24 protein-coding genes are annotated in these 24,106 nt (G+C 40.7%); 5 read left to right on the top strand and 19 right to left on the bottom strand.

The features are described from left to right. The first annotated feature begins 94 nt into the window (after window positions 1–94). From ACOJQI_RS08985 to ACOJQI_RS08975, 3 genes are all read left to right on the top strand, one after another. Window positions 95–1,018, top strand: a complete 924-nt coding sequence (locus ACOJQI_RS08985) for an ABC transporter permease subunit (protein ID WP_421384887.1) — start codon at window positions 95–97, stop codon at window positions 1,016–1,018. After that, window positions 999–1,922: an ABC transporter permease subunit gene (locus ACOJQI_RS08980; RefSeq protein WP_421384886.1), complete on the top strand. Its 924-nt coding sequence runs from the start codon at window positions 999–1,001 to the stop codon at window positions 1,920–1,922. The genes ACOJQI_RS08985 and ACOJQI_RS08980 overlap by 20 nt, the downstream gene beginning before the upstream one ends. Window positions 1,923–2,208: 286 nt before the next feature. Further along, complete coding sequence (locus ACOJQI_RS08975) at window positions 2,209–2,706, top strand: hypothetical protein (RefSeq protein WP_421384885.1); 498 nt, start codon at window positions 2,209–2,211, stop codon at window positions 2,704–2,706. Window positions 2,707–2,768: 62 nt separating this feature from the next. Here the strand turns inward: ACOJQI_RS08975 and ACOJQI_RS08970 are convergent, their stop codons facing one another. From ACOJQI_RS08970 to ACOJQI_RS08915, 12 genes are all read right to left on the bottom strand, one after another. Next, the gene (locus ACOJQI_RS08970) at window positions 2,769–3,941 is read right to left on the bottom strand and encodes an endonuclease (protein WP_421384884.1); all 1,173 of its coding nucleotides are present in this window, start codon (window positions 3,939–3,941) and stop codon (window positions 2,769–2,771) included. A 257-nt stretch (window positions 3,942–4,198) separates the two neighbouring features. Then, the gene (locus tag ACOJQI_RS08965) at window positions 4,199–4,591 is read right to left on the bottom strand and encodes a DUF1259 domain-containing protein (protein WP_421384883.1); all 393 of its coding nucleotides are present in this window, start codon (window positions 4,589–4,591) and stop codon (window positions 4,199–4,201) included. A 38-nt stretch (window positions 4,592–4,629) separates the two neighbouring features. Beyond that, window positions 4,630–4,998, bottom strand: coding sequence for an IDEAL domain-containing protein (locus tag ACOJQI_RS08960; RefSeq protein ID WP_421384882.1), 369 nt, complete (start codon window positions 4,996–4,998; stop codon window positions 4,630–4,632). A 440-nt stretch (window positions 4,999–5,438) separates the two neighbouring features. Continuing rightward, window positions 5,439–5,954 carry a hypothetical protein gene (locus tag ACOJQI_RS08955; protein ID WP_421384881.1) on the bottom strand — a complete coding sequence of 172 codons (516 nt, stop codon included), beginning with the start codon at window positions 5,952–5,954 and terminating at the stop codon, window positions 5,439–5,441. 5 nt (window positions 5,955–5,959) lie between these two features. Continuing rightward, window positions 5,960–6,562: a DNA polymerase III subunit beta gene (dnaN, locus tag ACOJQI_RS08950; RefSeq protein ID WP_421384880.1), complete on the bottom strand. Its 603-nt coding sequence runs from the start codon at window positions 6,560–6,562 to the stop codon at window positions 5,960–5,962. Between the two features lie 106 nt (window positions 6,563–6,668). Further along, a complete protein-coding gene (locus ACOJQI_RS08945) occupies window positions 6,669–8,177 on the bottom strand; it encodes a flotillin family protein (protein WP_421384879.1) in 1,509 nt (502 codons plus the stop codon). A 208-nt stretch (window positions 8,178–8,385) separates the two neighbouring features. Beyond that, window positions 8,386–9,363 carry a cation diffusion facilitator family transporter gene (locus ACOJQI_RS08940; RefSeq protein ID WP_421384878.1) on the bottom strand — a complete coding sequence of 326 codons (978 nt, stop codon included), beginning with the start codon at window positions 9,361–9,363 and terminating at the stop codon, window positions 8,386–8,388. Window positions 9,364–9,741: 378 nt separating this feature from the next. Further along, complete coding sequence (locus ACOJQI_RS08935) at window positions 9,742–9,942, bottom strand: cold-shock protein (RefSeq protein ID WP_421384877.1); 201 nt, start codon at window positions 9,940–9,942, stop codon at window positions 9,742–9,744. Window positions 9,943–10,114: 172 nt separating this feature from the next. Continuing rightward, a complete protein-coding gene (locus ACOJQI_RS08930) occupies window positions 10,115–10,747 on the bottom strand; it encodes a LysE family transporter (RefSeq protein ID WP_421384876.1) in 633 nt (210 codons plus the stop codon). 139 nt (window positions 10,748–10,886) lie between these two features. Beyond that, window positions 10,887–12,623 carry an LTA synthase family protein gene (locus tag ACOJQI_RS08925; protein WP_421384875.1) on the bottom strand — a complete coding sequence of 579 codons (1,737 nt, stop codon included), beginning with the start codon at window positions 12,621–12,623 and terminating at the stop codon, window positions 10,887–10,889. A 110-nt stretch (window positions 12,624–12,733) separates the two neighbouring features. Next, entirely contained in the window at window positions 12,734–14,350 is a 1,617-nt protein-coding gene (locus ACOJQI_RS08920; RefSeq protein WP_421384874.1) for an aminotransferase class V-fold PLP-dependent enzyme, read from the bottom strand. Window positions 14,351–14,362: 12 nt separating this feature from the next. Further along, a complete protein-coding gene (locus ACOJQI_RS08915) occupies window positions 14,363–14,947 on the bottom strand; it encodes a glycerol-3-phosphate acyltransferase (protein ID WP_421384873.1) in 585 nt (194 codons plus the stop codon). A 201-nt stretch (window positions 14,948–15,148) separates the two neighbouring features. Between ACOJQI_RS08915 and ACOJQI_RS08910 the strand changes: the two genes are divergently transcribed. After that, window positions 15,149–15,745, top strand: coding sequence for a peroxiredoxin (locus ACOJQI_RS08910; protein ID WP_421384872.1), 597 nt, complete (start codon window positions 15,149–15,151; stop codon window positions 15,743–15,745). Between the two features lie 68 nt (window positions 15,746–15,813). On the opposite strand, the gene ACOJQI_RS08905 is transcribed toward ACOJQI_RS08910, so the two are convergent. The 4 genes from ACOJQI_RS08905 to ACOJQI_RS08890 form a co-directional block, all read right to left on the bottom strand. Continuing rightward, entirely contained in the window at window positions 15,814–16,503 is a 690-nt protein-coding gene (locus ACOJQI_RS08905) for an aspartate/glutamate racemase family protein (RefSeq protein WP_421384871.1), read from the bottom strand. A 221-nt stretch (window positions 16,504–16,724) separates the two neighbouring features. Beyond that, window positions 16,725–17,801, bottom strand: a complete 1,077-nt coding sequence (gene rlmN / locus ACOJQI_RS08900; protein ID WP_421384870.1) for a 23S rRNA (adenine(2503)-C(2))-methyltransferase RlmN — start codon at window positions 17,799–17,801, stop codon at window positions 16,725–16,727. 126 nt (window positions 17,802–17,927) lie between these two features. Further along, window positions 17,928–18,494 carry a chloramphenicol phosphotransferase CPT family protein gene (locus ACOJQI_RS08895; RefSeq protein ID WP_421384869.1) on the bottom strand — a complete coding sequence of 189 codons (567 nt, stop codon included), beginning with the start codon at window positions 18,492–18,494 and terminating at the stop codon, window positions 17,928–17,930. 134 nt (window positions 18,495–18,628) lie between these two features. Next, entirely contained in the window at window positions 18,629–18,943 is a 315-nt protein-coding gene (locus ACOJQI_RS08890; protein ID WP_421384868.1) for a hypothetical protein, read from the bottom strand. Between the two features lie 124 nt (window positions 18,944–19,067). Here ACOJQI_RS08890 and ACOJQI_RS08885 point away from each other — a divergent pair, with 124 nt between their 5' ends. Further along, window positions 19,068–19,295 (top strand): hypothetical protein, encoded by a 228-nt coding sequence (locus ACOJQI_RS08885; protein WP_421384867.1) that lies wholly within the window; start codon window positions 19,068–19,070, stop codon window positions 19,293–19,295. A 126-nt stretch (window positions 19,296–19,421) separates the two neighbouring features. Here ACOJQI_RS08885 and ACOJQI_RS08880 read toward each other — a convergent pair whose 3' ends face one another. The 3 genes from ACOJQI_RS08880 to ACOJQI_RS08870 all read right to left on the bottom strand — a co-directional run bounded on the left by ACOJQI_RS08880 (window position 19,422) and on the right by ACOJQI_RS08870 (window position 24,047). Beyond that, the gene (locus ACOJQI_RS08880; RefSeq protein WP_421384866.1) at window positions 19,422–21,104 is read right to left on the bottom strand and encodes a M3 family oligoendopeptidase; all 1,683 of its coding nucleotides are present in this window, start codon (window positions 21,102–21,104) and stop codon (window positions 19,422–19,424) included. Window positions 21,105–21,228: 124 nt separating this feature from the next. Further along, window positions 21,229–23,238: a putative bifunctional diguanylate cyclase/phosphodiesterase gene (locus tag ACOJQI_RS08875; protein ID WP_421384865.1), complete on the bottom strand. Its 2,010-nt coding sequence runs from the start codon at window positions 23,236–23,238 to the stop codon at window positions 21,229–21,231. 47 nt (window positions 23,239–23,285) lie between these two features. Beyond that, window positions 23,286–24,047, bottom strand: a complete 762-nt coding sequence (locus tag ACOJQI_RS08870; protein ID WP_421384864.1) for a class I SAM-dependent methyltransferase — start codon at window positions 24,045–24,047, stop codon at window positions 23,286–23,288. Window positions 24,048–24,106: the final 59 nt, after the last annotated feature.

Below are 24,106 nucleotides of genomic sequence, written 5' to 3'. Positions count from 1 at the left end.
TTTTTTCGGTCTCTTTCTTTTTTGGTCTTGAGAAGGCTGGCCAATTTTAGTAACATAAAAATGGATTGGTTTTCCATTTATAAGGAGGCATAGTATGACTAACAAATTTCTTCGTTTTTTAGCGGCATTGATAACTCTGACAATTAGTGTGGTTTCCATTTGCCATTTACCTGCACTCATCTTTAAAGAAATCCCTCCCCCGGAGGGCCAGCCTTTTAGGCAGGTTGAAAAAGAATGGGGTTTCTTCCCCGCTGAATATGTAAATGAGATAAAAAGCACCCTCAGTAAGCTAATCGATTGGCATGATATCAGTTACATCGCCCAAGGTACATATGTCGAGAGAAAGATATTCCCCCACATCCTGGAATCCTACTCCTATTCACTCTCATTATTATTCATTTCACTCCTGATCGCACTTTTATTTGCTGTAATGTTAACAACCCTGACCTTTTACTTGCCACCAATTATTCAAAAATCCATCAGGCAGCTTTCTGCTATCCTGGAGGCACTACCCGACGTCTTTGTCATCTTTTCCCTGCAATTGGCTGCCGTATGGGTGTTTAAGCATACCGATTTACTCGTGACTGAACCGTATGCTGTTTCTGGGCAGAAGATTTACTTCCTCCCTATTTTGACATTGTCATTAATTCCGATGCTCTACCTGTACAAAAATACCCTTCTAATGTATGAAAATGAGCTTGGCAAACCATATGTTGAACTGGGAGTCGCCAAAGGCCTGGGAAAACTCCATATCTTGATGAGACATGTGTTCCCGAATGTTCTTTTATCCTTTTTCTACAATTTAAAGTATATGTACCTTTTACTTATCTCCCATATGATCATACTTGAGTATATGTATAACATATACGGTCTGCTGCGCTTCATGACCAATCATCCTAGTTATGAAATCATAACTGTCGGGATTATATTATTGACACTGCCCTTATCGTTTATTTTTTTCTTAATCAAACTGCTTCTCCCGAAAGGAGTTACCTATTATGATCAAACAGCTGTTTGAAAATAGAGAATTCTTGATCGGCATCCTCCTGTTAACCGTGATCTTATCAGCAAGCTTCATCAACACCCAATTCTTTAAGCAGGACCTGGATAACATTTCAAAAGAAGAATATCTGGCTAACAAACCTTCCCCTCCTTCATTGGAACACCCTTTCGGTACTTCCCAAGGCGGAATTGACTTGTTCGATCAGATACTCAGCCATACCTTTCCTACTATTAAAATGGCACTATTCATTACAGTCGGGAGAATGGCGGTTTCCTTGATATTAGGATTTCTTTATGGACTGCAATATAAAAAATTAAAATGGATGGACCTATTCATTGAAGGGTTTCATTTTGTACCCGCTACACTACTTGCTTTTTTATTGCTTTATGGATTGAACTTTATGAATTTCGAATTTTTCATGGAGAATCCTGATTTCAGATGGTATTTCATTGCCTTTACTCTAATTGCCATAGGCATCCCCACACTTATGCAATTAATCGGGAGGGAAACCAATCTAGTGCTTCAGAATGAATTTATCGATAGTGCAAAGATTTTGGGTGGAAATAGGATTCACATCCTGTTAAAGCATGTGGTTCCCTCTCTCAGGGGTAAGTTATTTCTTATTTTCAGCAGCCAGCTGATCGCTGTTCTTACCCTGATGATGCACGTTTCCATACTAGGTTATTTTATACCCGGATGGACGGCATTCATAGGCAGCAACTACTATGAGTTGATGTTGTCACCATGGATCATTTTCTTTCCAGTTCTCCTTTTTGCATTGCTCATCATCTCATTGACCCTTATCGCCAATGGATTTAGAAATACGCTGGAAGGTGAATATTACAGCAGGAGGTCCACATTTTTAGAATCTTCCACCACCTATTCCCTGCCTTTCAGAAAGAAGGACATCTCTATATAAAACGTATTCTCTGTAAAATTTTCACATGTTGTAGTTCTTAAAATTTTTGTCACAAATCACTCTAAATATATGTAGACATTTATTTACTTTAATTATATTATGTAAACAAATATTTTTAAATTAAGCTAAATGTTTACCCGAGTGGTATAAGGTTAATGGTACAATAGATACCTTTTACGTTTTGATCCATTTTTTTATGGCCAAAATAGGTATTATCCGTCCTGACTTACAGCTTATTTCCATACTGCATGAGCCACGGATATTTTCTATAAAAGGTGTGAATGAATTGCGGGTAGTAAAAGTTTACTTTCCTGAAACGAAAGGAATTATCAAAATCATGGCCGCCGTATATATTTTTTTATTAGCCGGTGGAAGTGCCTTGAGCGTAATGCTTGATGAATCATTAGCCCAATGGACATCCTTCCTGCTGCAAAGCCTTCTTTATATAGCGGTTTGTTCACTTATCTATTTTGCCATCAAAAGCCAGCGTATTATCGTTACCGAGACACAATTCATATTGAAAGTTATCGGGATGACCCGTCATAAAATTGATTTCGAACATATCCATGAAATTAAAAAAGGGAAAATGAGCGGATCTCCAATCATGGAAATCCACGCTAAGAAAGGGCGTTATTCCAAGGTATGCCCTGTGCCATTCCTTCCCTTTTCGGAGTCATGGGACGAATTATTAGTGACCATTGAAAAAAAATGCGGCAGCGAAGCTATTGGAAATATGGACCTGAAGAGGCGAAAAGGCGAACTCCGCACATGGAGAGAATCGTAAATCATATATAATAAAAAGGACAGTTGAAAAAACTGTCCTTTTTATTATGAAATCACGATTACCTACCAAATCATTTCTGCCCACTCCGGATGGTCAATAAATGGGTTGCGATTGCCTTGATACTTTTCAAAGATTATTTCATTTCTTCTTATTTCCCCTTGATCAACAGGATCCATCTCATTCCATTTTAATAACACGGAAAGCTTTCCAAAAAGAGGACTGGAACCATTCTCAACCAGGTCATTTAATTCCAGATCGACTTCTCCATCATCTCCCTCATATCTTACTGCCATATAAAATAACATGCGGGCAATATCGCCTTTCACCTCATCCCTAGGTTCCCAGGAATCTCGATCATAGAAATTGCCCTCAGCTTCACTATGCGGTGAGCCGCCATTATCAAAATCCAAGTTGCTCCTGGAGGAATTCACTGTCGTATCTGTAGGACGCAAATGATGCAAATCCGTACCCGGTCCTTTTGCTGTTCCAAATCTACCATGTGATTTGGCCCAGACATGTTCCCGGTTCCAGTCATCTGCTCCTCCACCATTTAATAGTTTGGATTGTGACCTGCCCGTGTACAGCAAGACTACATTTTGAGGATTGGCTGGGTCTTCATCAGTCTCTCTTAATGCTCCCCAGACATCATTATACGAAAGGGTCCTATGATCATCGATAATCTCATGCAGCGCTGATTTCAGTTCGGAGCCTGTTTTACCTTTCGCTTCCTGATAATATGGATCTTTTATTTCTGGAGGAACTGGTGGTTCTTCTGCTTCCTCTTCCTCTCCTGGTTTATCTGAATTAAGCTCCAATTCCATTGAAATGGTTTGTTTCATTCCTGGGTGAGCAAAATATTGTTCCCGTGTCCCTGCAACAACTATCATTTTCCCCATTAGTGAAGGATTGGTTAGCAACCCGAATTCTTCCCGAAATTCAGAGGGGATTTGAATGAAGATCATTCCTCCCTCATTTGTTTCTTCACTAGAATCAGCCAGAGCCAACGCATAATCGTTGGGAAACTGCTCTCTTTCCACTTTGCTTGCCGATACAGGCTGACCCGTAATATAGCCCTTTACAGTCAGGTCCTCTCCTTCACTTTTTTTCAAAGCTTGTTCAACGGTATAATAAGATTGATCAGAAGGAGTGACCGGTGAGGATTGGGAAAAACTGCATCCAGTCAAAAACAAAAGCAGAATCATTATGGAAAAGGCTGTTTTTTTATGAAAAGACATCTTATACCCCCTTCTCTATCTATGTAATGTAGTAGTATCAGAATCAACTTTGCCTTTATTAATAGCTTACTATAAAAAATACCTGTTTTGTAATCAGACAAATATCCTTTTTACCTGGCAGCTTAAAAAGCATTTTGATCAGCTTATCAGGAGGAGAATATATATGAAAAAGCAGCCCTTTTATAGAGCTGCTCCTCGTCTGCTATTCTATTAACCGTGTCAAGCTGCTTATCCAATCGAGAACTGGCTTCATGATATTACTTCTTTAAAACCTTAAATGCTTCAGCCAACCTTTTTGCAAATGCTTCGGGCTTTTCGACCGTCTGCACATGCAAATACTTGATTGCCGGTTCTGCAAATAACCAGTGATTATGCAATGCTGTGATAGGGATATCATTTTTGCCTAAAGCGATGGTGAAGTCAGGAATCTCCTCAGGCAGCAGAACGATTTCTGCATGGTTCAATGCTGTCCCATCCTCTTGGAATGCCTCAAAATGGATCTCCATATCCGTTTCGCTTTTGAATGGCCTGCCTTGGACCTGTACATCTATATCCCTTGATTTCTCCAGGGAGATCATTCCTTCCTCGGCTTTTCCTTCTGCTCCTAACAGTTCTTTTAACTTATCTGCAACGGCTTCCAAATCTTTCACTTTATCCCTCCTGTATTATTAGTGATCTTACGGCTGAGTTACCTCTCTAAGGGGATTTCGATAAATTCCGGGGCGTGACTGTCACGGGCATTTGATTTGAACTGCTGCAAAGCATTTGCCAGTTCGTAGAACCAATCCTTGTCCTTTGTTTCTAAGGCCTTGTCAATTAAGTATTGAAGCTGGGGTTCTGTCAATGTGTTGCTTGTCGGCATTTTTTCAATCAAGCTGTCGTCCATGTTAAGTGAATATCCGATCAAGTCTTTATCATCACTGTCTATTACTCTTATTTTAAATAAGGGATCAAGGGGATCGATATTTTCCATATAGCCCTGAATCAATGCTCCGTTTTTTGCAAAACCTCTAACCCAGTCACCTACGCTCACTTTGTCTCGTTTTATATTACTCATTTCTTTACACCGCCTTCTACTTTTGAAAATGATGAGTTAAGTTTTTAATCTTAGTTGCTAATTATCCTTTTATGGATGAAGTCAAACATCTAAAAATGGTTCATTTTACTTTTTATTAATGGCTCATTTCGTTTCGAATGCAGCTAGTTGGATGAGTTAGTTGATTTCCGTTCCAGGTGTGTGACTCCGCGGGGCGGGCGGTGAGCCTCCTCGGCTTCGCCTGCGGGGTCTCACCTGTCCCGCTAGACCCGCAGGAGGTCCCCCACCTTACACTCCAATCAACCTTTCGTCTCAAACGCCGAAGAACGTCTGAAACAGAGCAATCTATAAGATTACAGCTTATTAAAAAAAAACTGACCATTAGTTATGGTCAGCAAAGTGTTTCATAGTTATGGTCCTCGGAATAACACATAGACTTGAGGCTTACTTTGAAAGCCTGCCTAAGAAGCTCTCACCGGCGAAATCAAATGTATGGTGGATTTCTTATTATAGGGCTTTATGATAATAGGTTTCAAACTGCCGCCAAAACTGAGTGATACTAATTCCTCACTCATTGACTTCAGTGCTTCTGCAAAGAACTTTCCATCAAAGGAAATTTTCACACTCGTGTCTCCCTTTACTTCCAGGAATGCCAGTTTTTCAGTAATCTGTCCAATCTCTGAAGCAGTGGACTTCAATTGAATTTTACTCTCATTTGTTAGTGAAAAGGAAACATTGTTATGCTTCCATTGTGAAGCCAGCAAATTCGCACGCTCGATACTTTGAAGAAGTTTGCTGCGGGATGCAACCACTTCCGTCATGAATTCCTCAGGGATGATTTTGGTTATATCAGGATAATTGCCTGTTATAAGCCGGCTATAGAGAAACGAATCATCCGATTCAAAGATGAACAGGTTTGACCCGGGATAAACATGTATGAATTCATGCTTGTTGATGGAGTTTACCAGCTCAGACATTGCCTTTACAGGAATAATAAATGAACCTGTAATGACGTTTCCAATGCTGTCTTCCTTAGTGCCATCCTCTGTGAGTTTGTTGCAATCAAAGTCAGCTGGTTCTCGGAGAAAAGCCAGTTAACTCCTGTCAGAACTGCCCGTGAATCTGATTTTGAAACAGCAAACTGTGTTTCCTTGATCATTTCCATCAGGAGGCTTCCTTTTATCCTGACTCCGCCGTTGGCCGGGACCGAAGGGAGGGCGGGGTATTCTTCCTCATTCAAGATGTTTATAGTTGTCTCTATTTCTTCACAGGTTATCTTTATCTGCTTATTAATTTTCTTTATTTTAATCTGTGATTCATTAGGCATTTTTTTGATTAGATCATGAAAGTACTTAATTGGAACAACGAGTGTACCAGATTCAATGATTTCGCCAGCCTCTGCCTCTTGCAGATCAATTTTTTTAACAATACTGATATCAGAATCTCCTCCTGTCATAACCAAACGATTCCGGGCAGCTTCCATTTTCACTCCACCCAAAACAGGAACCGCGGGATTTCCAGATATCACTCTACCAATACTATTCAGAGAATTCTTTAACCTGGTGCTTTCTATTAGAAATTCCATGATCCACTCCCTTTAATCGCAATCTATCTTTTATTTTAACATAGTAAATATATAGGTCATTTTAAAAAGCGTATCCACACCGGGATACGCTTTTCCTTCTTTAAAACTATTGATTTCCTTTTTGAACTTCGTCTGCAGGAAGATCTGACTCTTCATTCTGTTCAGGAGGATCTGCAAGTGCCGTTTGTGCTGGCCTTGGCGCCTGCTCTTCCCTTTGTGTGTTTCCTCTTGATGCATAAGATTTTAGCAGTTCGCCAACATCAATTCCCGTCATTTCTTTCAATGGTTCCTGCATATCCACCATTGTCTTGGTAATGCTCTTTCCGAATGAAGGAATGCCGTTCCCATTACCCGAATCGATGATTTTGACAGAATCGATATTATTTAACGGCTGGGCAATCTTCTCTGCAAATAACGGCAGCATTTCAATCAATTTTTCAGTGATAATGACATCACCATGTTTCTCCATGGCTTCAGCCAGCAATTTACGGGCTTCTGCTTCCGCTTTACCGCGTTCACGGATAACATCTGCTTCAGCGGAACCTTCTTCACGGCGGATCTTGGCTTTGGCTTCCCCGTCAATTTCGGATCGGCGTGCTTCTGCTTCCGCTTTTCTGGTCGTTTCATAGTATTCAGCATCTGCTTTTGTCTTACGCACTTTGCTCTCTTCTTCTTCAAGCTTTACAGCACGTTCGCGTTCAAGGAATTTCAAGGTCAATTCTTCTTCTTTAACCTCTTTGGCCAGTTTAGCTTTCTCAAGCTCATAAGACTGCTCGGATTTTGCACGCGCTCTCTCGGTTTCTTCCTTGAAGGCTGCATCTTTGATATCCTTTTCCTTTTTACTTTCAGCTATAGATATCTGACGCTTGTATTCTTCTTCTTTCGCCTGCTGATCAGTCTGCGCCCTGTGAATTCTTGTTTCCCGTTCGTTTTCTGCCTCCGCAATTTCAGCAAGTTTACGGACTTCCGCAATCCGTGGACGTCCAAGGTTTTCTAAGTATCCATTTTCTTCGTCAGCATCCCTTAAGTCTGTTAATCCAAGTGAAGTAATTTTAAAGCCCATTAGGTCCAATTGCTTTTGGGCAACTTCAGCCACATCAGCATTGAATTTCTCCCGGTCGCTGTTGATATCTTCAACAGTCATCTTTGAAAGAATGGCTCTCAGGTTACTCCCGAGTACTTCAATGATTTCTTCTTCGATTTCATTCTGATCCTTCCCAAGAAACTGTTCAGCATAATTGGCAATTCCGTTAAGCGTATCCGCTACCTTCACCATTGCCACTGCATCTGCAACAATCGGTACTCCCCCGTTCGTATAAACACGCGGGGTGGAAAGCTTCAACTGAAACGAGGTCAGGTTAACAGGTGTCGAAGTCTGGAATCTTCTTAAACGGTAACCGCCGCCTCTGATGATTTTCATCGATCTTCCTTCATCATCCGTGAAAATATTAGATTCTTTTTCAGGGTCGCCAAGTCTTGGGCCTGTTATGATTAAAGCCTGATTGGACTTGGCTGTACGATAACGGAACCTCACCCAAAAGAAATAAGCAATCCCTGCAATGGCTGCAACAACCAGTATAGGAATCAAGATAATAAGCACGCCAAATAATTGCATAATTTTTTACCCCTCTCCTCTTTCTTCCCCTCTAGAGATCTTCTTTAGAGGGTATAGTATGTATACGAGGATGGAGGCCCAAAAGTTTCAATTTTTACAAAAACATTAAAATTCGATATATCAATCCCAGTAATTCCTCATGATTTCTTTTTGATTTTATTGGTCCATTTTTTGCCTCATAAAAAAACTGCCCATATTAGGCAGCTAATCATTCTTCTTTATTCTTTTCTTCAATTTCTTTCCACTTCGAATACTTATCATCTTCATCGAATTCGACGATAACATCCGTTACCCCATTTTCTCTTAATATCCTGTCTTCCAGGCGGTCTTTTATATCATCAGCTTCTGCCACAGTTATGGATGGATCAACTTCGACAACAAGTTCCACATGATATTCATCGCCTTCTTTCAATACTGCAACTTCCTGAACATCCTTTACTCCAGGATCTTTGAATGCAATTTCCCCAATCACACTTCTCATTGCCAGGTCTGCCTCGCCTAAAACCCCAGCTGCATTATCCAGGAAGGTTTTGCCGACAACAATGAACATCAGGATCCCAATTATGATGGAAGCAATCCCTTCTGCCTGATGGTAAGGAGTATAATGAGAAATGATGATGGCAATCAGAGCTAATAGACCTCCGCCAGTTGCCACTGTATCTTCTAAAAATACCAGCTTCGTCGCGGCCTTGGCTTTGTTAACATTCGCTACACTCTGGGTCACAATACTGAATCCTTTGGCTTCGATGCCAACTTCGTGAAGCGTTTCCTTCATGGCTTTAAACAGAACAAAGGCCTCAAGAATAACAGCTAACGATAGAACACCCACACTGATGAGGAATCCTTGAGATTCGGTTGGATGCAAAATATGTTGGTAACCTTCGATTATAGTTTCATATGCCATAATGCCGACGACAAGAACCGCCGCCAGCAATACAAGGTTAACAAGTCTTCCAAACCCATTGGGAAATCGCGGTGTAGGTGATTTCTTACTTAAAGCCGACCCGATGAATACGAAAAACTGGTTAGCTGCATCCCCTACACTATGTAATGTTTCGGCGAACATCGCTACATTTCCGGTAAACGCATATGCAACCCCCTTCACCGCTGCAATAACAGCATTTATGATTGCAGCCAAGAACGCCGATTTATTCCCTTGCTTTAGCAGCTTCCATAGTTCACCCATTTTACTTCCTCCTTTTTCATCCTGAATAAATGATGGTATCCATCATTTGAATTTCTCTTTTGCTCATAATTTCAAGTTCCTATCAACTTGACCGGAACTGGCTTATCTGTGTCATCGTTAAAACAAACATCGGCTGAAGGATTTCTTCGTCGCCTTCTGTCTCCTTCATATCCTTTTCCACCATGTACATAATAATACCTCTATGGATACCATCGAGGAAATTCTTATTTTTAAAGCAATGAACAACATTTTATTTCTGCAAAATTTAATGAATATATCATTTATACCCGCCATATTTGAATTTATTCTTCTATCTTTATAATAGAAAAAGCCAGCAGATGACCCCTGCCGGCTTAAAAGTAATTTAATATATTCTGCTTACGCTTTATTTACGTTTGCAGCTTGAGGTCCGCGTTGACCTTGCTCGATGTCAAATGTTACTGTTTGACCTTCGTCAAGAGTTTTGAAACCTTCACCTTGAATAGCTGAGAAATGAACGAATACATCTTCTCCACCTTCTACTTCGATGAATCCGAAACCTTTTTCTGCGTTAAACCATTTAACTGTACCTTTTTCCATGTTTGTTGCCTCCTAGTGCGTTTCACACGTATTAATACTATCCTTGCTCTCAGCGGTATTCAGGATGAACAATTTCATTCCTTGCTTACATGCCGAACAAAAATAATTCATCTTAATCATAACAGGTTCCCGGAAGATATGAAAGGAAAACACTTCATACTGCAGAAAAAATTTATTGAATTAATGAAATGAGTCCTTGATACCCGAAATATACTCCAAACCCAATCAAGGATATTCCTGAAAGGATAGATATACTGACCAGGATATTTGAATGAAAATATCTTCTTAAAGAAGTGGTCAACAGAGCCACAAAGATATCCCACAGGGTCAAACCCAGGAAAATCATGCTGCTGTAGATTAAAAGATCTCCTGTTCCGTTTTCAGAAGCTGTCTTTGCTAATATAGATCCATAAATCCCCAGCCAAAAGAGAATCGAAAGCGGACTTGATATCGACATAATGAATCCAGTAAAAAAACATTTGGTCAATGAATCCCTCTTCCTTGCATCCTCAAAGGAGAACGATTTCATCGTAGTCATACTTTCTATTCCGGAATAGATTAAAATAAATCCTCCGAACAGCCAGAGAAAAATTTGAACAGCCGGAATATCCAGGAACTGGACCATCCCGACATATACTAAAAGCATGAAGATCGCGTCAGCTATCATGGAACCCGCTCCAACGACCCATGCATGCCAGAAACCGTTCTTGATACCCTTGTCCAGTCTCGCTGAATTTACTGGCCCGATTGGCGCAGCAAGTGTAAGCCCCAACAAGATATAACCAAAAAGAATACTGATACTCAAGTGCCTCTCCACCTTTTTCAAAACAGCTTGTACATTTTATGTTTTAAAAAGATGAAATAGAATGCAAAATTGTACAGACCGGCAAACAGCTTCCAATAGAAAAAAACCTTTTACATTACTGCAAAAGGTTTTAGGCAAGCTATTTTAGAAACCGTAAAAGATCACCATAAATAATGCCATCTGACAATTTCAACTCTTTTCTCACTGTCTCCTGATAAGGGATGCAGCTTGCAGGTGAGATCTCTTCACTGGAATTGTTGTAACAAACCCCATCATTAAAGGTGTATTCCTTTGTGACAAAACTGCCGTCACGGAACATGACAGGATGTTCTTCATTCCTCGTGAAAAGGACGTGCCCAAAAGATAGTTTATTTTCTGTCTTGATCCCCAATAAATGCAGAATGGTTGGACGGATATCTATTTCACCGCCAATCGTACTGATTGTTTCTCCTTCCACCCCTGGAATATGAATAATCAGGGGCACCTGCTGCATGGCCACATGATTTACGGGGGAAGCCTCTTTACCCGTCATCTCGAAGACTCCTTCTTCATACTTTTCAGAAATGCCATAATGATCCCCATAGAGTACGAACATGGTATCTTCATATAACCCTTTTTCCTTCAAGTCTTCAAACAAATTCCTGATAGCCTCATCTTGGTACCGGACAGTAGTGATGTATCGATTGACAACCTCCACATTAGTATTGGCTTCTTCAATCATTTTATCTTCATCATCCAGCAAAAACGGAAAATGATTTGTCAGGGTGATGAGCCTGGAGTAGAAAGGCTGCGGCAGTTCTTCCAGCTTTTCCGCAGTTTGTTCAAAAAATTCAATATCTTTTATTCCATAGTTGACCGAGTTTTCTTCTGTTACGTTATAATCCCTTTTGGAGTAATAGTGATCATAGCCGAGTGCCTTGTACATGTTTTCACGATTCCAGAAGGTTCTTTCATTGCCGTGAAAAACGGAAGCATAATACTTTTCCTCCTTGAGAATATGAGGCAGGCCGTAATACTTATTTTCCGGCTTTTGGACAAATACGGAACCACTGGCTAATGGATATAATCCCGTATCTATCATGAATTCTGAATCAGAAGTCTTTCCCTGTGCAGTTTGATCATAAATATTACTGAAATAGAAACTGTCTTCGATTAAGTCATTCAAAAACGGTGTAATCTCTTCTCCGTCTACTTTCCTGTCTATGACAAAATTCTGAGTGGATTCCATGCTGATGAGCACTACATTTTTTCCTTTGGCTATCCCAAACAAATCTGTAGTCTTATCCTTTTTATTCTTCAGATAATCTTCAGAAGGCACTGCATCCGCTTGCGATGCTAATGTACGGTTTAGAGGGGTAACGGCACCCAGAGCAAAGTCATAGAGATGATAATTATAAGGCCCCACCGCTTTCACCAGGCCATCCCGATCATAAGATGCTGAAAATAGATACGGGGAACGTATCAAGCCGTAACCGACTGTAACAAGGACCAGGACCAGGCCTGCTGATGCATACCAGATTTTCTGTTTGGTTTTGATCACTGCGCCCTTGTTCGTTCTCTTCTTCAATAACCAGGGGATGATGAGCAGATCAATAAAGAGCAATAGATCCCAGGGACTCATCAGTTCCAAGGTACTTGGACCAAGTCCTCCAACATTATCAAACTGAAAAAGGATAGGGAGGGTTACAAAATCAGTATAGAACCGATAATACAATAAATCACCATACAATAAGGCATTCGCTACCAGCCATGCAGTCCAAAATACTAAAGGCTTGAAGGTCCTGCTGAAATAGAAACTGAATCCAAAAAGCAAAATCAACGATCCTGCAGGACTGAGCAGGACCGCTGGTATCTCCGCTGCTGATACAATTTTCAAATCAAACCCTAAAAATAAAACAAAAACTGTTTTTATCCATAGCGCTATAATCGTAATTATAATAAGACTGAGTGAAGTTAATTTTTGGGCAGGAATTGTTTCTTTAAACTTCATCGAACTGTTTCTATGCTTACTTTTGCCTTATTATATTCTTCAATAAATACATCCATCGCACCCATCACTTCACTCATTTGGTAGTCACCCATCAATGCCAACTGCACCCAATTCCTTTCTACTAGATAATCACTCTCATAACTTAAGAAAATATTTCTCGATTTAAGCTTGTCACCAAATTCCTTGGAAGAACAGCTCTTGCTGAGGGGAACTGTAAGGATACCTGGTGAATAGGAATCACCAGCAAAGAAATCGATTCCCTCTCTGGTAAGAACACTTTTCACTTTATTATAAAGTGTTAAACCTTTTTGAGAATCTAAAGCATTCAAGGCTGCCAGGAGTGCAGATACCAGATTTGAGGAATGAGTATAAGGAACACTCCCGTTGTTCTGATACATACCCAAATCTAAATATCGTGGAAGTCTCCTGTCAGGTTCCACAGGGTCACGATGAAAAACGATAGCAAGGCCCGGATAAGACCCCAAAGCCTTACCGCTGACGGTTGTCGCCAGATAGATGCTGCCTAAATCCAATGGTACCACTCCGGCAGAACTGCAGGCATCAACGCATACATTCACCCCGTTTTTATCGCATACCTTTTCCAGTTCAGTTAAATTATACAGATACCCTGTTGACGTTTCACAATGAACTGTCCATAACCAACTGATATCCTTGTTGTTTCTTAAAAACTGATCAACTTCTTCGATTGAAATTGCCTCATTCCATTCCTTTTCAATGGTATCAAAGAACAGACCCATCCTTCTTGCGTGATCAATGAGGCGGAAGCCGAATTCCCCATTTGCCAAAATCAGCCCTCTTCCTCCGCCCTTCTTCAGCTGGGCAGCAACAAGGTCATTAGATAATGTGCCGGTACCGACAATTACTTGAACATGATTGGCGCCAGTAAGATTCTTCAGCTTACCTTTCACACTATCTATCTGCTTTAAGAATTCTTTCGAACGATGAGACACCGCCCCCTGCGAGAACGCTTCCTCGACTTTTCTGTGAACAGGAACAGGGCCTGGCAAGAAATTGATCGGTCCCATATTGGATGACTGTCTGATCATCACTCTGTTAAAGGCTTTTGTACTGACCTTGAATTTTTCTTTTGTAAGATACATTGGCTGAAAACTTGCTTCGCTTTCACCCACCAAAGGTCCAAAAGGTTCAAAGCCGATTCGTTTATATAACCTTAATTGCCGGACAGTCCCTGAAATTAGGGCGGTGTTGTATCCCTGCTTCAAAATATGGGTTACAGCCATCTCAACCAGCTTATAAAACACAGTACTGCTTCGGAATTTTTTTTGCACGGACAGCAGCCGTATTTCACAAGGAACACTTCCCTCAGGCAAGTAGCTATCGATCCCGGGGAGCTTTTGATCAAGAGAAAAAGGGCGTTGTCCCCTTACCGCTATCATCCCTACCAGTTCATTTTCTTTCTTCGCTATGACATATGTATTCTCACTATGAAACCGGTCAACAAGGATATGTTCTTCATTCGCTCCATGCTGAGGGATCTCATCAACAAACGTTTGATAATTCATTCTATGGATCTGTTTAAATTCTTCAGGCTCATCTGCAATTTTATAATAAAGGGAATCTGTTGTGCCCATTCTCATAACCTCCTAATGGTGTCCCTGGCGAAGTTGGGGCGGTGGTGTACGTTTATGTGCCAGCAGAACAACAATAAGCATGATCAGCAATGTACCGGTATATTCTGCAGGCTGATTTACTAAGTAAGCCGTCAGAGGAATAGAAAGCATAGATATCAATCCAGCTTTCTTGAAATCTCTTAACAGCCAAAAAGAAATACCCATTACAGCACCCAATATCAGAATGCTCAAAGGAACTAAGAAAAGGGATACCGCAAGAAATACTACAACCCCTTTCCCTCCCCGGAACCCAAGCTGTAGAGGGAATAGGTGCCCTGCGAGCAGAAAAAAGGAACTCAATGCCATAGGGAGGGGTTCCTTTTCGGACATCCAGAAAGTGATTGACAATGCGGCTGCTACCTTTGCAACATCAATAAGAACAGTAAAGATGAACCCTTTTTTGCCAAGTACCCTCCCCGCATTTGTAGCTCCGACATTTCCGCTTCCATACCGGCGGATGTCATCCTTCAAATAATATTCTGTTAAATAGTAAGCACCATTCAGGCCACCAAATCCATAAGAAAGGAGACATATGGCAATAAGTAAAAATACATTCATTTGTTTTCACGCTCAATTATAAATTTTTGTGATTTCCGGGCCGCAACACGGCTCTATATAAGATAACGAGTCATCTTATAAAAAAGTTTCACTTTAATCCATTTTTACTGGATATTCTGTTTATAATTGCTCGTCAGCCAATCTAATAAATTTCGATTTTATGAATATATTTATCTTATCGTATAGAAAAGAGGTGAGGAAATGGACTTCAGTATGAATAAACAAAGTTTTTGCGCCCAGACCAACGACCCTGCTCCTTTGTTTACGGCAGAAGCTTATTTTAACTCTGACAAAAAAATCGGTACCATATCACTGAATGAACTAAAGGGGAAATGGGTTGTCCTGTTTTTTTATGGAAGTGATTTCACTTTTGTCTGACCAACTGAATTGGCAGCGGTCGCTGCTATTTATCCTGGATTTCAGTCGTTAAACGCTGAATTGCTGGCAATCAGCACAGACAGCGTTTATGCTCATAAGGTTTTTACTGAAGTATCCCCATCACTAGCAAAGGTGATGTACCCGCTTGTCAGTGACAGAACACATGAAATTTCAAGGGCGTACAGGGTCCTCAACGAAAAGACAGGTGCCGCTTTTAGAGCCACTATTATAATAGACCCCGATGGCATTATTGTTTCCAAGTTGATCAATCCTTCGGAGGTTGGAAGAAATGTTTATGAAATTTTGAGAATTCTTCAAGGAATCCAGTACAGCCGTCAAACCGGGAAGGGGGTACCTGCGAACTGGGTCCCGGGGAATCCGGGCATCTCCAAAGATCCAACGCTTTTAGGAAAGATATAAATATTAATAAAGGGAATCAAGGTGTCCGTGTCCATCACAACTGATTTTCCCGGCACCTATTCTCACCCTTAATCCATCGCTCTTTTCACCGCCTCTTCAGCATGAATCCGGGCTGTATCAAAAACAGGGATGTCGGTGTCTTTTTCTTTAATCAGCAGGCCAATTTCAGTACAGCCAAGAACAATCCCTTCTGCTCCCATGGATTTCAATGAATGTATCACACTTTTTAAAAAATCACGGGATGTGTCCTCAATTTTTCCGACACAAAGCTCATCAAAAATGATGTTGTTAATTCTTTCTCTTTCCATAGCATCCGGTACAATCACATTCAGCCCATTACTTCTTAGGCGTTCTTTATAAAAATCCTGTTCCATAGTGTATTGGGTTCCAAGCAGGCCAACAGATTTTATGCCCTGTTCTTTAATTTGTGAAGCAGCAGCATCCGCTATATGAAGGACAGGGACTTCGATATGCCCGGTAATTTGATCAATCACTTTATGCATGGTATTGGTACATAGAATAATAAAGTCAGCCCCTGCTTTTTCCAGGGACTCTGCAGCGGCTCCTAAAACTTCGGCTGCTTTTTCCCATTCTCCATTTGATTGATATTTTTCAATTTCTTCAAAATCGACACTGTATAAAATGCACTTAGCCGAATGGAGTCCACCAAGTTCTTCTTTCACCCGTTGATTGATGAATCTGTAGTACTCGGCTGAAGATTCCCAGCTCATCCCGCCTATCAATCCAATCGTCTTCATAAGAATCACCTCTGTTATTTGTTTTATGGATATTATATAACATCCTGCCAGTTTCAGGGATTTTTTTGATTTGGAGTATCATGAAGGATACGAAGGGGGTCATTATTGTGGTTTTGGAAATGGTATATTCCGCTCGCCGCACGAGCTCCAACTTCCCGGGATTTTCACCACAAAAAGAGCCGGTACTGATTAAAGTACCGGCTCTCGCGGGCAAAAAGGTCTTAGGAACGGACCTTTTCTTTATCTTTTTTGATTTGTTTGCTTCGTAATTGTCCGCATGCCGCATCAATATCTGTCCCATGTTCTGTACGGACACCACAGTTGATACCCTGGTCCAACAGGGTGCCATAGAATTCAACGATCGCTTCTTTCGTGCTCCGCTGATACTGGCCGTGTTCATCAACAGGATTGTAAGGAATCAGATTGACGTAAGACAGATGCTTCTTATTCTTAAGAAGTTTTGCCAGTTGCAATGCTTCTTCTTTATGATCATTCACATCTTGCAGCAGGATATATTCAAATGTAATTCTTCGGTTCGTTTTTTCAAGATAATAATCAATTGCCGGCATAAGCTTTTCAAGAGGATACGCCTTGTTGATCTTCATAATCCTTGAGCGCAGTTCATTATTTGGCGCATGCAGTGAAACAGCCAGGTTCACCTGAATGTTCTCATCGGCCCAATCATAAATTCGATTCGCCAACCCGCTTGTTGAAACAGTGATATGCCTTGCTCCAATGGAGAGACCTTTCTGGTCATTTACCACGCGGAGGAAGTCCATCAGGTTATCATAGTTGTCGAACGGCTCACCAATTCCCATTACGACGATATGACTGACCCTTTCATCGTTTCCTCTTGCATCCAGATGGTGCTGGACATTCATGATCTGTTCAACGATTTCACCGCTTGATAGGTCTCGGTTCTTTCTCAACAAACCGCTCGCACAGAACGAACAGCCGATATTACAGCCAACCTGTGTTGTGACACAAACGGAATAGCCATAGTTGAATTTCATTAAAACCGTCTCAATCAGGTTGCCGTCCTGAAGCTTGAAAAGGAATTTGATTGTACCGTCTTTAGATTCCTGTTTGATTTCCTCTTGAAGCGTTCCAAGATGGAAGTTTTCTTCTAGTAAGTCGATACATTTCGTCCCGATATTTTTCATTTCCGAGAAACTTTTTACACGTTTTTTATATAACCAGTCCCAGATTTGTGAAGCACGGAATTTCTTTTCGCCATTTTCCACAATCCAAGAGGTAAGCTGATCTATTGTTAAACCATATATAGAAACTTTTTCCATTGTAAACCCTCATTTCAAAATGACTTGCCTTTTTCTACTTTTTCTATACTACTTAAAGTATGCCAATGTCGCAACCCATTTATAATGAAAAGAATAATATTATTTAATAGAGAATGAACAAGTCCCCTACAGGGTTCGAAGTTTCATCCTAGAATATTCGCCGATTGTTTTCTTCCATCCTGCTGCCTCTTCGAGATTCTCCTGCTTTTCCTTAATCAATTGCAGGATTGTTTCTAGATCATCCAGGGAAGTATCAACCTCTACATCATAAACTTCATTTTGCCGGTGGACATATGAAAGCTGCCCTTTTGCCTGTCCAATGCTTCTGTCTCCCCTTTTCATCTCCCTTTCTTCCAATACTTCAATCGGACAATGGACGCCAACAAATAAAACAGGGTAGTCCTTTAATGTCTTATAACAATCCATGAGGGTATCTTCATCGTGCAAAATTTGGTCGACAACAAGATTAACTCCCTTATCCGAAAACATCGCAATGCTTCTGTGGAAGAAGTATTCTGTCGGTACAGGGATTAAATGTCCTTTGTCCCTGTCTTCCATCTTCTCTATAATTACGTCAAAATCATCCACGCTGAGGTGGAAATATTCAGGCATTTTCTCCACTAATTCTCTCGATAAAGTACTCTTCCCTGAGCTGGAAACACCATTCAATAAAATGATTTTACCTTTTGCCATCCCGTTCTCCCCGTTCTTCGACTATATAATATTAAAAAGCTATGTTTGTATTCATTATTAGAGGCGTTTTCCCCTTTAAAAAAGAGACACATAATTTAACCATTAAAAAACCGGCTAAACAGCATTTACCCGGTTCAATGGCCGCCTTCACTTAAGTTTCCTTCCCCGTGAACAAAAATTTGCGTAATATATGGAACTTTTTCGCCGTACCATTCGTATTGAATATCATAGGATGTATCCAGGTCCATGATATTCCAAAGACTCTCATCTTTCACCTGCAGCTTTTGATCGTTGACTTTAATGTAGTATTTGCCCTCGGTCTCTTCTTTGTGCTCGATTTGAACCGACATTACCTGATCCTTGTGAATCATTGTGTAGTTGCCAATATAATATATTACCCCTGATAACACTAAAATGGTGATGAGGCCTCTGCCCAGTATTTTCATCAAGATTCATTTCCTCCCTACGGTTCTGAAAGCTCGGTCCCCAGACCGAGACAATTATCTTTCAAGTTCGATAAAATATACTTATTAAACAAAACATACGAAAAAAATTTTAAAAAGGAGCGGTATCATGCTGATAGCCATTGTTACAGTTGTCATGATTTTCTCTATCCCGATTATAGCCATATTAACGGATCATTTCCAGAAAAGTGCTAAGTACAAGCAGTCCCTTCTGAAAGAGCAGCTGGAATTGGAAAAACTCAAACAAGAAAACTTTGTCATGGAAACAGAAAAGTTGAGATTAGAACTTGAACGCATGAAATTAGAGCGTCCAAAAGAGAAAACTGAAATCTTTTAAGCCCGGAGGAAAAAGCCCCTTTATTAACTGTAAGGAAAGAACATGACCAAAGGCTGCCAGATCTAAATTAGGCAGGCTTTGGTCAAAGTATTAAGGGAAACGAGAAGGCTCCCCTTTTTTAACATATTAGTATCTGCTTAGAGCTTCTTCCATCCATCCTCTTACTCTGATTAAGACTTCAGATAAAGAATCTTCCTCAAATGGAGACTTCAATCCAGCTGCCTCAATGTGCTCTTTTAATGACCGGCTTCCCCCCGCTTTGCACATTTCCAGATAGGTTTTCCAAGCTGATTCATGATCTCGAAGTGATTTTTCCCATAGCTGGACAGCGAGGATATGAGCTATATCGTAATCAATGAAATAGAACGGGCTAAAGTAAAGATGGGCTATTCCATGAAAGCCTCCTCCTGCTTCTAAATACTTATTTCCGTCATAATCAAGTTCAGGTTGATAGATTCCTTCAAGCTCTCTCCACTTTTGTTTCCTTTCGTTAATGCCGGCATCAGGGTTTTCATACAGAAAATGTTCAAATTCATCAATGGCACTTGCAAAGGGCATATACATGAAAGCTTCTATAAGATGTGTGAACTTATATTTGTTGGCATCTTCACCAAAAAATTCTTTCATCCAGGGCCATGCGAAACGTTCCATTGCAAAAGAGAAAATTTCAGCAGAATCAACCGGGATCATATATTCCGGACAATTCATTTCGCTGCTCATGAAAAATTGAAAAGCATGCCCTGCTTCGTGTGTGAACAGGCGTACATCATTGGACACTCCGGAAATGTTGGCAAAAATGAATGGCTCCTTCCCTTCTCCCAAATAAGTAGCATAACCTCCACCCCTTTTACCTGTACGCGGCAAAAGATCATGGTTTCCTTTCTTAATGAGACTGTCGTAAAACATTTCTGTTTCAGTGGATAGTCCAGCGAACAGGACTTTCATTTTATCCAAGAAGTCTCCTCGGTTAATCCGCAAAGGCGGAGGGCCATCAAGGAAAGTCATTTTATCGTCAAAATATTTTAAAGTATTAACACGCAAATTATCTTTTTGAATTTTTCTCAGTGACGATACAAACGGAACACCATCTCTCTTTACTTGTATCCGGTAGCTCTCCATATCACGAGGAGAGATATCTGTACGATTCATTCTCTCATAGCCGAGTTCAATGAAATTGCTTCGTCCGAGCTTACAGGCTATTCGTGTTCTGACTTTAATCAACTCATCCAGAATTTCATCAAATCTTTCTTCATTTTCAGCAAAATACCGTGCCCTTGCTTCATATGCTGCCTTCCGAATTTCCCTGTCTGCACTCATCATATACTGAGCCAAAAAGGACAACCCCATTTCCTCTCCCTGAAATACCACCTTTCCTGTACCGAGAAGCTTCCCATACTCCCCCATCAGCCGGTTTTCCAGTTTGATTTCCTCAAGGATTTCATCACTATAGGATTGGACTTTCAACTCAGCAATCCTAAACAACTGCCTTCCCCATCGCTTTTCCAGCTCCTTTTTATGTGGTGACAAAAGCAGGAGCTCATAATAGCGTTTAACCAGATGCTGGTATTTGGCTTCTTGAGAAATTAAACTATTGTACTCTTTTTCCGCTTCACTATCATGATAATTTTGCACATGCCGCAGCGTTAAACGATTTTTCTCCGCTTCAAAGGCAAAACGGAGACTGTTTATTTCGTTTAATAATTCATTTTGAAAATCCAGATTTTCTGTCAGGTGGAATCTTTCCAGCAATGCTTCAAAGTTCTTCCTAAAATAGTCGAAGTCAAATTTATTTTTAGTCTGTATTTCCATTATCATCCCTCCTTTTATCATTATACAGTAAAATAAATTACTTTTTAAAGAAATTTTTAAAAACAAAAATAGTCCGATTCAATCGGACTAAATAAGGTCTCAGGCGCAGTCTGTTAACCCTTCTTTAAATAGGAACAGGGTCAACAGGAGATGCTCCGCTGTTTTTCTCTAAATATTCAAGCAAGTCCCTGCTGTTCAAAGGTTTGCTGTAATGATATCCTTGTGCGTAATTGCAGTGCTGACTTAGCAGAAAATGTTCCTGCTGGGGCAGTTCGACTCCCTCTGCAACGACTTCCAGGCCAAGGTTGCCGGCGATGGAAAGGATTGCTTTGACAATAGCGTCATCTTTCCCGCTGTCAGTCACACTTTTAATGAATGAACGGTCAATCTTAATACTATGGATGGAAAAGTCTTTTAGATAACTGAGAGAGCTGTAACCCGTCCCAAAGTCATCAATGGAAATCCCGAATCCGCTTGCCTTGAATTTCTTCAAAACAGCAAGAGTATGATCTGTATTGGTCATGGCCATTGATTCCGTTATTTCAATCGTAACAAGGGAAGAGGGAAGCCCTGTTTCTTTTACAATCCCAGTCAGCACTTCGTATATGTCTTTTCTCGCAAATTGTTTAAGGGACAGATTGATGGAAATCGAATATACCTTGTTCAGCTGCTGATTCCACTCGTGAATCTGCCTGCATGCTTCATGGACGACCCACTCGCCTATAGGTACAATCAACCCTGTTTCTTCAGCAATATGAATGAATTCTCCAGGGTTGACCATTCCTCTCTCAGGATGATTCCACCTTAATAACGCTTCAAAGCCTATCACTTTTTTCTCTTTGAGGCTGACCATTGGCTGATAAAACACTTCAAACTCCCTATTCAGCAATGCTCTGCTCAAGTCTGCTTGAAGTGCGGTTTCCTGCCTGAATTGTTTCTCAAGATCATCATTGAAAATAGTAAAAGAATTTCGTCCGTCACCCTTGGTTTTATACATACTGATATCAGCCTTTACCAGTAATTCACCGGGTGTATGTGCGTTGTCAGGAAAGGCTGAAACCCCGATTGAAGCAGTAATCGTGACTTGTCGGCCATCAATGATGATGGGGCTGGAAAAATAATCAAGTATGGAAGAGCAGAACTTTTCTACCTCATCGTCACTTTGCTGCTCGTCAAAAAGGATTACAAACTCATCGCCGCCCAGCCTCCCTGCTAAGGCATTTCTCCCGAGCATGGTTTTAATAGATACAGCCACTTGCTTAAGGACTTCGTCTCCAAAAAAGTGGCCATGGGTATCGTTGATATGTTTGAAGTAGTCCAGGTCAAGAAGCAAAAGGCGGAACGGTTGAGTGCCGGAAGTCTTCTCTGCAAGGATATCCTGTATATATGAACGATTATATAAACCCGTAAGAGAATCATGGTACGCCATGTAATTGAGCTTTCCTCTTTCGTCAAGATACTGCCGCTCCCCTTTAGCCACAGTCATGACAAAAAGCAGAATGGCGCTGATATATTCGATATTGAATAAATCGCGATTCACTGTTAAATTGAATGCAGCTGTAACCGTCAGCAAGGCGCCTAATAGTGAATGCCCGCAAATCAGAGACACTGCAGCAAGGGAAACATTCCTGACTTTTTCAGGGGCATGGAGCTGATCGAAACGGACCTGCTGCAGTAACCTGGTCAGCAAAAATAATGTCAGAATCGTATGAAGCACTGCAAAAAGCAGTGTGTTGTTCAAGATATATGTATCGAAACCTGTTAGCTCCAAATAAAAGTTGCATTGGATAGCTACGAGGAAAACCCCCGAAATAATGCTGCAGATAAAATAACCCATCGAATTTCTTTCCTGCTCGATCGTTTTCAAGTTATAGAACACAAGACTGAAAGCCAGAATTGTAAAGACAAACAGGTTTAAAATTACATACCACGTCTCTAGCAGCAAGGAATAATCAAATAACCCAAGTTGAACCGTCAAAGAAATGATGATAAACCAAATGACTGCTGAAGCAGCAACGGAATTAACAACAACTGCCTTTATGTCTTGAAAGAGGATGCTGTACTTCAATAAAGCAAAAATGGAAGTACTGATCATCATTATGAAAATGATAATAAATAAACTCTCGATGTTCACTCATCCGTCCCCTTCCATATAAATCGTAAAAACTGCCAAAGAATTCATCATTTATTTACTGCTCTTATGAAGAATCTGTGCTGTTTTACTTCATAATAGCCTTTTTCCTCTATTTGTTTATGAATATAAAATAATTCATCAAGATACTTTTCTGCAGAAAAACCTTCTACCTGCCATGGGATGGCGGTTAAATAATAAACTAACGCCCCAATGTCATAGAATCTTTGTACTGGATATTGCTCACCGGAATTTATGATATGGAGCCCAGCTTCTTTCAGTTCCTTAACTGCGTAATCCAGAGTCCAATGGTCGTACTCTCCTTCGATATCCGCACCAAGCGCTTCATTGATTTCCAGGCAATCCTTGCCGCCCACCTGCTGGGTCAGGAAAACTCCACCTGGTTGGAGTATCCGCTGAATTTCACTTACTGAGTAGGCTTCATGTTTATTGATAATGGTATCGAACTGACCATTTTCAAAAGGAAGGTCATTATCCTCTTCAATTCCCATAACCTTCACTCCCATAGGTTCAAGCTTTGCTTTTGCAAGGGGGATATTCGGTTCATAAGCCTCGGTGGCGAATATTACCGGCGGAAAAGGTCTGAGCATTGATAGAAACTCACCGCCTCCGGTCCCCATATCCAACAAAGATTGAGCGTTTTGCATAAGCCTCAAAGCTTGTGTGCCATAAGACCAGTCAAGAGGACCAGACGCCATTCTGCCAGTTCCGGAAATAAACGAAAAATCCCACCCGGAAAAGGTGTGATTGGCATTTTCAATTAATCTTAAAAACTCTTTTCTTTCATTCACGTCTCCCACTCCATCATTCAGTATCGAATATTTCAGAATTCTTTATATAGTTTACCATA

Source organism: Bacillus salacetis, assembly GCF_049177075.1.
Classification (GTDB): Bacteria; Bacillota; Bacilli; order Bacillales; family Bacillaceae_B; genus Rossellomorea; species Rossellomorea salacetis_A.
The sequence above is the reverse complement of the archived record's forward strand: the minus strand, read 5'-3'. Positions and strand labels throughout refer to the sequence as shown.